General features: G+C 68.0%; 11 protein-coding genes. 9 read left to right on the forward strand and 2 right to left on the reverse strand.

Annotation, left to right across the window (positions count from 1 at the left end):
* The 3 genes from ACWELQ_RS27635 to ACWELQ_RS27645 all read left to right on the forward strand — a co-directional run.
* Window positions 1-271 (forward strand): hypothetical protein (locus ACWELQ_RS27635; RefSeq protein WP_452399961.1); only part of this gene is annotated, 271 nt, incomplete at its 5' end.
* Window positions 268-1,176: a PrsW family glutamic-type intramembrane protease gene (locus tag ACWELQ_RS27640; protein WP_452399962.1), complete on the forward strand. Its 909-nt coding sequence runs from the start codon at window positions 268-270 to the stop codon at window positions 1,174-1,176. The genes ACWELQ_RS27635 and ACWELQ_RS27640, both read left to right, overlap by 4 nt.
* A gap of 260 nt (window positions 1,177-1,436) precedes the next feature.
* On the forward strand, window positions 1,437-2,315 hold the full coding sequence (locus tag ACWELQ_RS27645) for a GNAT family N-acetyltransferase (RefSeq protein WP_452399963.1): 879 nt from the start codon (window positions 1,437-1,439) through the stop codon (window positions 2,313-2,315).
* A 121-nt stretch (window positions 2,316-2,436) separates the two neighbouring features.
* Here ACWELQ_RS27645 and ACWELQ_RS27650 read toward each other — a convergent pair whose 3' ends face one another.
* Window positions 2,437-3,462 carry an alpha/beta hydrolase gene (locus ACWELQ_RS27650; RefSeq protein WP_452399964.1) on the reverse strand — a complete coding sequence of 342 codons (1,026 nt, stop codon included), beginning with the start codon at window positions 3,460-3,462 and terminating at the stop codon, window positions 2,437-2,439.
* 206 nt (window positions 3,463-3,668) lie between these two features.
* Between ACWELQ_RS27650 and ACWELQ_RS27655 the strand changes: the two genes are divergently transcribed.
* The 6 genes from ACWELQ_RS27655 (at window position 3,669) to ACWELQ_RS27680 (ending at window position 8,967) form a co-directional block, all read left to right on the forward strand.
* Window positions 3,669-4,118, forward strand: a complete 450-nt coding sequence (locus ACWELQ_RS27655; RefSeq protein WP_452399965.1) for a helix-turn-helix transcriptional regulator — start codon at window positions 3,669-3,671, stop codon at window positions 4,116-4,118.
* Window positions 4,119-4,123: 5 nt separating this feature from the next.
* Window positions 4,124-4,537 (forward strand): VOC family protein, encoded by a 414-nt coding sequence (locus ACWELQ_RS27660; RefSeq protein ID WP_452399966.1) that lies wholly within the window; start codon window positions 4,124-4,126, stop codon window positions 4,535-4,537.
* 47 nt (window positions 4,538-4,584) lie between these two features.
* Window positions 4,585-6,963, forward strand: a complete 2,379-nt coding sequence (locus tag ACWELQ_RS27665; RefSeq protein ID WP_452399967.1) for an ATP-binding cassette domain-containing protein — start codon at window positions 4,585-4,587, stop codon at window positions 6,961-6,963.
* Between the two features lie 159 nt (window positions 6,964-7,122).
* Complete coding sequence (locus tag ACWELQ_RS27670; RefSeq protein WP_452399968.1) at window positions 7,123-7,395, forward strand: hypothetical protein; 273 nt, start codon at window positions 7,123-7,125, stop codon at window positions 7,393-7,395.
* Between the two features lie 103 nt (window positions 7,396-7,498).
* On the forward strand, window positions 7,499-8,251 hold the full coding sequence (locus ACWELQ_RS27675; protein WP_452399969.1) for an SDR family oxidoreductase: 753 nt from the start codon (window positions 7,499-7,501) through the stop codon (window positions 8,249-8,251).
* 2 nt (window positions 8,252-8,253) lie between these two features.
* Entirely contained in the window at window positions 8,254-8,967 is a 714-nt protein-coding gene (locus ACWELQ_RS27680; protein WP_452399970.1) for a DUF998 domain-containing protein, read from the forward strand.
* On the opposite strand, the gene ACWELQ_RS27685 is transcribed toward ACWELQ_RS27680, so the two are convergent.
* Window positions 8,897-9,443: helix-turn-helix domain-containing protein (locus ACWELQ_RS27685; protein WP_452399971.1), on the reverse strand; the 547-nt coding region annotated here is incomplete at its 5' end. The two genes, ACWELQ_RS27680 and ACWELQ_RS27685, sit on opposite strands and share 71 nt — an antisense overlap.

A 9,443-nucleotide genomic window follows, 5' to 3' on the forward strand; every position in this document is an offset into this window, starting at 1 on the left:
TGACGGGATCACCGACTTCGACACCGCCGCACCGCGACTGCTGTTGCCGCTGCGCGCCGCCGGGGTCACCGTGCGCTTCGACGGCGGCATCGTCGAGGCGGGCGACTTCCAGGGGCTGACCTGCGTGCTGCCCGACAGCACCGGCGGAGTGTGCGCGGTCGCCAGTAGCGGGGACGTGGCGGTCACCGTGACCGCCACCGGATCCACCCGCGAGGCCGGGATCCAGCTCATCACCGACATCCTCACCTCGGCGAAGGCGGTGGAGGCATGACCTGGTTCCCGCCGCGCTCGCTGCTGTTCTGGGTGTACTGCCTGGCCGTCGTCGCCGGGCCGCTGCTGTTCGTGCTGCAGGCCGCCGGGCAGGTGTGGTTCGCGGGCGCACCGGCGCTGGCCGCGCTGCCGATCACCGCCGTCACACTGCTGGTGATCGGCCGAATCCTGTTCGCGCTGGACCCTTTCCGGGCTCGCCGCCATCTGGTCGCCCCGATGGTCATGGGTGCGATCTGGGGCGCCACGGTGTGGACCGGGCTGGCCATGTGGGCCAACGACCACCTCAGCCGGACCATCACCAATCTGTTCGGCGACCGCTTCGCCATCAGCTGGAGCGCGGCCATCACCGCGCCCATCGACGAGGAGTACATCAAGGCCATCGGCATCGCGGTGGTGGCGGTCCTGTTCCGCGCCCGGCTGACCCGACCCATGCACGGGCTGCTGCTGGGCGCGGCGGTCGGGCTGGGCGCGCAGATCGCCGAGGACTGCCTCTACAGCACCCAGACCGCGCTGACCTCGCCGCAGGATCCGGTGGTCGACGTGCTGCTGGTGGCGGTGCTGCGGCTGGTCACCGCGCTCACCTCGCATTGGGCGATGTCGGCGCTGGCCGGGGTCGGCATCGTCCTGCTGCTGATTCGGACCGACCGGTCGTGGGGTTGGCGGATCGGGGTTTTCGCGCTGTTCTACGCGCTGGCGTTCACCATGCACTTCCTCTTCGACGCCCCGCGCCCGCCCGGCCCGGCCCTGCTGTCGACCTATCTGCCGATCCTCATCGATCTGGTTATCTTCGCCCTCGCCTACGCCTGGGTGTTGCAGACCGAGCGGCGGTGGTTCCGCGAACTCATCGCCCGTCCCGCCGCCCGCAGCGTGGGCAGTGAGGCCGGGCTGGCGCCGCTGCTCACCTAACAACGCCGCCGCAACGCCCGCAAGGCACTGCGGCAGCAGACCGGGTGGTCGCGCCAGCAGGCGGGTCGCTACGAGCGTTCGCTGCTGGACCGGGTTACCGACCTCGATCTGGTTGCCTCGCAGCAAACATCGATGCCGGGCGCTTTCGGTCCGGGCTCGGGTGTTGTTCCCGATGCCGCGCGCGTCCACAACCCCTGGTAGCGCGATTTCTGCGTGCCGATGACCAGCGCCGAGTGAACTGGACGCTAGCGTAGGTCGCTATGAGCGAGGGTCAGACGCCGCCCGCCGAGCCCGCCGACGAGCGTGCCGGTGAGCTTTTGCGCGAGCGACGGCAAGCTCTGTGCAACTATCTCGACGCCAGCGCCGACATCGCGGGTACCCGCATCCGCGCCAATCTCGGTGGCTGGCACCGCTGGCTGCAACTGCTGCCCGGCTCCCCGGTCTCGCGCGCCACCGGCCGCCGCGACGCCCTGATCCGCGAACTGGCCGTGCACGGCGTCGGCGCGGACGATCACCGCTGGGGCGCGCTCTCCGGCGCGTACGTGCGCAGCCTCGGCACCGCGCTCTGCCTCGAGGACACCCTCACCGAGCTGATCGAGCGCTACGAGCCGACCGCACCGCACTGGACCCGCCACGCGCAGACGCTGCGCAAGGCCGCCGAGACAGCCCGCCCCCTGGCCGCCGTGGGTGATCGCGTCGCGGTCGCCGACCTCACCGAGGAACTCCTCGAACTCACCCGCACCGCCCCCGACGAGGCCGCGCGGCAACGGCTTTCCGATCACCTGCCCGGTGTGCTGCGACCGGTCCCGTTCGACATCGCCGCCTTGCACCGCAGCGATCCGCTCGTCGAGGTGGTGTTCGACATCTACGCCGACACGGTGAAACTCGACAACATCACCGTGCATCCGGAATTGCGCGGCACCGGTCTGGGCACCGCGGTGCTGCAACAGCTGTGCCGGGCCGCCGACGCCCATCACCTCTACATCGTCGGTCAGCTCGTGCCGACCTTCCGCGACGACGACTCCGCGGTCCCGCGCCTGGCCACCTGGTGTCGACGGCATGGCTTCGCGGTCAACGAGCGCCTGGGCGGCCGGATTTCGCGCACCCCGGTCAGCGTGCGCGACTCGGCCACGCGCTGAGTTTCTCCCGTCATCCCGGCATGTTCTCGGCCGGGATCCATGATGATTCCGGCCGAACGCGCGCTGGAATGACGAGAGCGCCGCATCTCCCATAGGAGATGCGGCGCTCCGAGTCACTGTGTCAGGCGGGAACGTTCATGCCCGCGGCCAGCATCGGCCACGAGTTGTGCAGCGCGTTCTCCCAGTACGGCCAGTAGTGCGTGCCCACCGGATCGAACTGGTAGGTGGCCGGGATATTGATCGAGTCCAGCTTGTTCTTGAGGTTGTGGGTGCAGGCGTCGACGCCGCCCTCGATCACCATGCCCAGGGCCAGGTTGACGTCACCCTGCGGGCCGGGCGCGGACTTGGTGTAGTACTCCACGTCCTTCATCACCGGGATGCCGCTGCCGCTGGAGATGAACAGGTTGATGCCGCGCAGCTTCTCGGCATTGATGACCGGGTCGTTGGCGGCCCACAGCGGGCTGTCGTCGGGACCGTACATGTTCTCGGTCTTACCGCCCGCCCAGGTCTCCACGGCGAACTTGAGGAACTGCTTGCCCATCGGGTCGGCGATCTGCGCGCACCCGCTGTAGGCGGCCACCGACTTCCACAGCGTCGGCGCGGCCTCGGCCAGCTGCAGCACCGAGGTGCCGGAGGTGGACAGACCGGTCAGCGCGTTGAGACCGGTGGAGCCCAGCGCGGCGTCCAGCAGTGGCGGCAGTTCCTGGGTGAAGAACGTCGTCCACTTGTTGCGGCCCAGCTGCGGGTCGTCCTTGATCCAGTCGGTGTAGTAGCTGCCGCGGCCGCCGATCGGCTGAATCACGTTGACCTGCTTGTCGGCCAGGAAGCCGAGGGCATTGGTCTGCGCGGTCCAGCTGGCGGTGCCGAGGCCGCCGTCGAGCCCGTTGAGCATCCACAGGTTCGGCGCGGGCTGCGACTCGTCGACCGGACGCTGCACGTCGATCGGAATGTCCTGGCCCATGGCGGCCGAGTAGACCTTCAGATGCCAGGCCTTGCCGTCCTTGATGAGCGAGGTGATCGCCGAGGGCTTGGCGGGGTCCGGGTCGGCGGAGCCGGTACCCGTGGCCAGCGCCACCGACAGGGCCGCGGAGAGCGCGACGGCGGCGGTCCGCAGCGCGGTCCGGTTACGTAGTGCGGAGAGCTTCATCAGAGTTGGTGGTTCCAGTCCCTCGGGCCACGCGCGGCCACAGTAGCTAGTGGTTGGTGGTCGGATTCCGGACGAACCGGCCTCCCCGACACGTACTGTCTCATGTTTGATCAAAACTGTTACCGGAAAGATCGTTCGAGCGGTAGCCCGAAAATGCCGGGCACGCCTGTCGCGACGCTGTCGGTGCAGCGTGGGACCATCGTCAAGTGACCAGTAGGCCCGCCGAGGAACAGCGTCTGAGTGATCTCGCGCGGCTGCGGCGCGTGCGCGATCGCATCGACCGGGAGTACGCGCAGCCGCTGGACGTGGAGGCGCTCGCCCGCGACGCGCACATCTCGGCCGGGCATCTGAGCAGGCAGTTCAAGGCCGCCTACGGGGAATCGGTGTACTCCTATCTGATGACCCGGCGCATCGAGCGGGCGATGGCGCTGCTGCGGATGGGTGAAATGAGCGTCACCGACGTCTGTTTCGCGGTCGGCGCGTCCTCGCTGGGCACCTTCAGCACGCGCTTCACCGAACTGGTCGGTGTCCCGCCGAGCGTCTACAAGCAGCAGATGGCCGACGCGCCCGAGGGGCTGCCGTCCTGCGTGGAGAAACAGGTGACCAGACCGATCAGGAATCGAGAAGCCCCGGCAAGTTCTCCGCAATTAGCCTGATCAGCATGGACATCACCATCAACGCGAGCTTCCTCCCGCACACCGACGCCGAGGCCGCCCTGGCCTTCTACCGCGACGCGCTCGGCTTCGAACTTCGCAAGGATGTCGGCTACAACGGGCTGCGCTGGCTGACCGTCGGCCCGCCCGATCAGCCGGGCACCTCCATCGTGCTGCATCCGCCGGCCGTGGACCCGGGCATCACCGAGGACGAGCGCAAGCTCATCGTCGAGATGATGGCCAAGGGCACCTACGGCGGAATTCTGTTGGCCACCAAGGACGCCGACGCCGCCTTCGAATCCCTGCAGGGCCTCGACGCGGTCGAGATCGTGCAGGAACCCACCGATCAGCCCTACGGCGTGCGGGACTTCGCGGTGCGCGACCCCGCAGGCAACCTCGTCCGCATTCAGCAGGTCGCCTGACCTGCGCTCCGCCCCGACCGGACCGCCCGACACAGATGGAGACCCGCATGGCCACGAGCAAGTCCGCCCCGAGCACCCCGACCGCCGACAGTCACGACCTGATCCGGGTGGTCGGGGCGCGGGTGAACAACCTCAAGGACGTCTCGGTCGAGCTGCCCAAGCGGCGGCTCACCGTGTTCACGGGCGTGTCCGGTTCGGGGAAGAGCTCGCTGGTGTTCGACACCATCGCCGCGGAATCGCAGCGGCTGATCAACGAGACCTACAGCACCTTCGTGCAGGGGTTCATGCCGAACCTGGCGCGGCCCGAGGTGGATGTGCTGGAGGGGCTGACCACGGCGATCAGCGTGGATCAGCAGCGCATGGGCGGGGATCCGCGTTCCACGGTCGGCACCGCCACCGACGCGAACGCCATGCTGCGCATCCTGTTCAGCCGCCTGGGCAGCCCGCATATCGGTTCGCCGCAGGCGTTCTCGTTCAATGTGGCCTCGATCAGCGGGGCGGGCGCGGTGACGGTGGAGAAGAACGGCCAGCAGGTCAAGGAGCGGCGCAGCTTCTCGGTCACCGGCGGTATGTGCCCGCGCTGTGAAGGTCGCGGCGCGGTCAACGACATCGACCTGACGCAGCTCTACGACGACAGCAAGTCGCTGCGCGAGGGGCCGTTCACCATTCCCGGGTACAGCATGGACGGCTGGTACGGGCGCATCTTCATCGGCAGCGGATTCTTCGACCCGGACAAGCCGATCAAGAAGTACAACAAGCGCGAGCTGGCGGATCTGCTGCACAAGGAGCCGACCAAGATCAAGGTCGAGGGCATCAACCTGACCTACGAGGGGTTGATCCCCAAGATCCGGAAGTCGTTCCTGTCCAAGGACATCGACTCGCTGCAGCCGCATGTGCGGGCGTTCGTGGAGCGCGCGGTGACCTTCCAGATCTGCCCGGAATGCCACGGCACCCGGCTCTCGGAGCTGGCGCGGTCGTCGAAGATCAATAAGATCAGCATCGCGGACGCGTGTTCCATGCAGATCAGCGATCTGGCCGAATGGGTGCGCGGGCTGAAGGACAAATCCGTTGCGCCGCTGCTGGAATCGCTGCAGGGGGTGCTGGATTCGTTCGTGGAGATCGGGCTCGGGTATCTGAGCCTGGATCGGTCGTCGAGCACGCTGTCGGGTGGAGAAGCCCAGCGCGTCAAGATGATCCGGCATCTCGGGTCGGCGCTGACGGATGTCACCTACGTGTTCGACGAGCCGACCGTGGGTCTGCACCCGCACGACATCCAGCGCATGAACGATCTGCTGCTGCAACTGCGTGACAAGGGCAATACGGTGCTGGTGGTAGAGCACAAGCCGGAGACCATCGCGATCGCCGATCACATCGTCGACATCGGTCCCGGCGCCGGATCCGGCGGCGGGACAGTGTGTTTCGAGGGCACCGTCGAGGGGCTGCGCGGCAGCGGGACCATCACCGGGCGGCACTTCGACGACCGGGCCGCGCTCAAGGATTCGGTGCGCGAGGCCAAGGGCGCGTTGCAGATTCGCGGGGCCACCGCCAACAACCTGCAGAAGGTGGATGTCGATATTCCGCTGGGCGTGCTGGTGGTCATCACCGGGGTGGCCGGATCGGGCAAGAGTTCGCTGGTGCACGGGTCGATTCCGGCGGGGGAGGGCGTGATCTCGGTCGATCAGGGCTCGATTCGCGGCTCGCGGCGCAGCAATCCGGCCACCTACACCGGGCTGCTGGATCCCATCCGTAAGGCGTTCGCCAAGGCCAACGGCGTGAAACCCGCTCTGTTCAGCGCGAATTCGGAGGGTGCGTGTCCGGCGTGCAACGGCGCGGGCGTGATCTACTCGGATCTGGCCATCATGGCCGGGGTCGCGACCGTGTGCGAGGAGTGCGAGGGCAAGCGGTTCCAGGCGGCGGTGCTCGAGTACAAGCTCGGCGGACGGGATATCAGCGAGGTGCTGGCCATGCCGGTGGACGACGCGCTCGGATACTTCGACACGGGGGAGTCGAAGATCCCCGCGGCACACAAGATTGTGAAGCATCTGTCGGAGGTGGGCCTGGGGTATCTGAGCCTCGGGCAGCCGCTGACCACGCTGTCGGGCGGTGAGCGGCAGCGGTTGAAGCTGGCCACGCACATGGGGGAGAAGGGCGGGGTGTATGTGCTCGACGAGCCGACCACCGGGCTGCATCTCGCGGATGTGGAGAATCTGCTCGGATTGCTGGACCGGCTGGTGGATTCCGGCAAATCGGTCATTGTGATCGAGCATCATCAGGCCGTGATGGCGCACGCGGACTGGATCGTGGATCTGGGTCCCGGGGCCGGTCACGACGGTGGCCGCATCGTCTTCGAGGGGACGCCCGCCGATCTGGTGAAAGCGCGTTCCACGCTGACCGGTGAGCACCTGGCCGCGTACGTCGGTAAGTGAGTTGTCGCGTATGTCCTTTTGCGGGAACGGAATACATCGGACATACCGGTAAAAACTACCGATAATCTGCTCAAATAGCATATAGCTATTAATTGGGTCGGAGTGTACTCTGGGCCGCTGTATGTCCATGTCCGTGTGCGCTCAGGATTGGGGTCAGCCGTGCCTCCGACTCTCGGATTCAATTGGGGCAGTTCGTTCTTCGGTCCGCTATCCGGGCCGCCGCTGGGCACCGTCCTGGTCGGCGACGACGGCACCATCCTGGTCACCGTCCGCCGCCAGAACTGGGCGGTGGCCTGGATCAGTGCCGGTCTGATCCTGGCGGGCGTGATCGCGCTCGCGATGCTGGTGAGCCACGCGAAATTCCACGACCCCGCCCCGAAGACGCCGGCTCCCGCCGCCAACTGCCAGCCGTTCTGTGCCGCCGCCCCCTGACGTCCTCGGTTACCTGCTGACACGATCGGTCCTGGGCTCGGCCCGCCCCCGGTGACAGGATGGGCGAGGTTCGAAACCCGCAGAGAGACAAGGGAACCGACTGATGTCGCAAGGTACTCGGGACCTCGAAGGCAAGGTGGCGCTGATCATCGGCGGCACGCGCAATCAGGGCGCGGAATTCGCGCGGAATATCGCCGCGCGCGGTGCGGTCACCATCGTCACCTATCAGGGTGACGAGCAGGCCGCCAAGCAGACTCTGGCGCAACTCGAAGAGCTCGGCGCGACCGCCGAGGCGCGGCGCTCCGACGCCGCCTCGGCTGCCGAGGTCGACGCGTTGTTCGCGGATGTCGTTGCGCGCCACGGCAAGCTGGACATCGTCGTGCACGTGCCGGGACGGGTCATCAAGAAGCCGATCGCCGACACCACCGACGACGACTTCGACCAGCTGATCGTGCGCAACACCCGCACCGCGTTCAACACGCTGCGCGCCGCGGCCCGCCATCTGGCCGACAACGGGCGGTACGTGGTGCTGTCCACCACGCTCACCTCGATCATGACCGGCACCTACGGGCTGTACTCGGGGTCGAAGGCGGCGGTGGAGCGCATGGTGGTCGCGGCGGCCAAGGAACTGGGCGAGCGCGGGATCACCGTGAACGCGGTCGCGCCCGGTCCGGTCGACGACGACTTCTTCCGCGGCGCGGAGACGCCCGAATCCATTGCCGCGGCGGCGCTGCACAATCCGCACGGGCGGCTCGGGCTGCCGTCGGACACCGCGCCGGTGGTCGGCTGGCTGGTCAGCGACGAGGTGGGCTGGGTGTCGGGGCAGACGATCCGCGCCAACGGCGCGATGTTCTGATCGTGTCCTCGGACCCGACCACGCTTGCGGTGCGTGTCCGGCTGTCGCGGGTGACGTCGGTCTGCTGGTTGCTGACGTTGCTGTATTTTCCGGTCTCGCTCGTGGTGGCGCTCGCGTGGCCGGGAGGATACCGCCTGTCGGACAACTACATCAGCGATCTGGGGATCACCCGCTGCGGTGAATACACCGATCGTGACGGGCTCGCGCGGTCGGTCTGCTCGCCCGATCATCTGGTCCAGAACGTGATGTTCGTGGTCACCGGGCTGCTCATGGCGGCCGGTGCGCTGGGCTGGGCGCGGTGGTGGCGGGGCCGGGCGTTCCGGGCGGGATGCGTCCTGCTGGCGCTCGCCGGTGTCGGCATCGCGGGAATCGGGTTGGCGCCCTGGGATATCCGGGCGCAGGCGCACGACTCCATCGCGGTGCTGCAATGGCTGGTGCAGCTGCTCGGCATGGTGCTGATCACGCCGGAGGTCGCCCGGCGCAGCCGGTCGCTGGCCCTCGGCACCGTTGCGGCCGTGGCGCTTTCGGTGATCGGCGGGGTGTTTCTTTTCGCGAGAGGCCATTTCGGGCTCGGGGCAGGGGTGTCGGAACGGATCGCGTTCGACACCCTCACCCTGTGGGGCGGGCTGGTCGGTGTCGTGCTGCTCAATTCGTCTGGTGGGCGCGGCGATACGCGCTCGGGGACTGGCCGGTCCAGCCGTCGAAGGCGCGGCTGAGCGCGCGGGCGTCGCTGTAGCCGGTGCGCAGGGCGATGGTCTGCACGGTCAGGCTGGTGTTGCGCAGCAGATGCGTGACCTGGTCGCGGCGCACCGCGGCGAGCTCCGTGCTCCAGGAGGTGCCCGCCTCGGCCAGGCGGCGTTGCAGGGTGCGGTCGCCGATCGCGAGCCGGGTGGCGAGGGCCGCGACCGGCACCGCGTGCCCGCCCGCCGCTTCCAGACGCAGTGTGGCGCGGAAGGTTTCGAGCCAGCCGCGGATCGGGCGGGCATCGTCGATGGCCCGTTGCGCGGACGCCTGCATGATCCGGCGGAGATAGGGATCGTGCGGGCGGGGCTGGGTGCGCGGGAGCCGGTAGTGGATCCGGTCGGCGGGCTGCCCGAAATGCACCGTGTCGGTGCCGAGCGCGGTGGCCAGCGGACGGTGATCGCGCGGCGCGGGATGCACGCTGGCCACCCGGCTGCAACCCAACCATCCC

This window comes from Nocardia sp. NPDC004722, assembly GCF_053601505.1.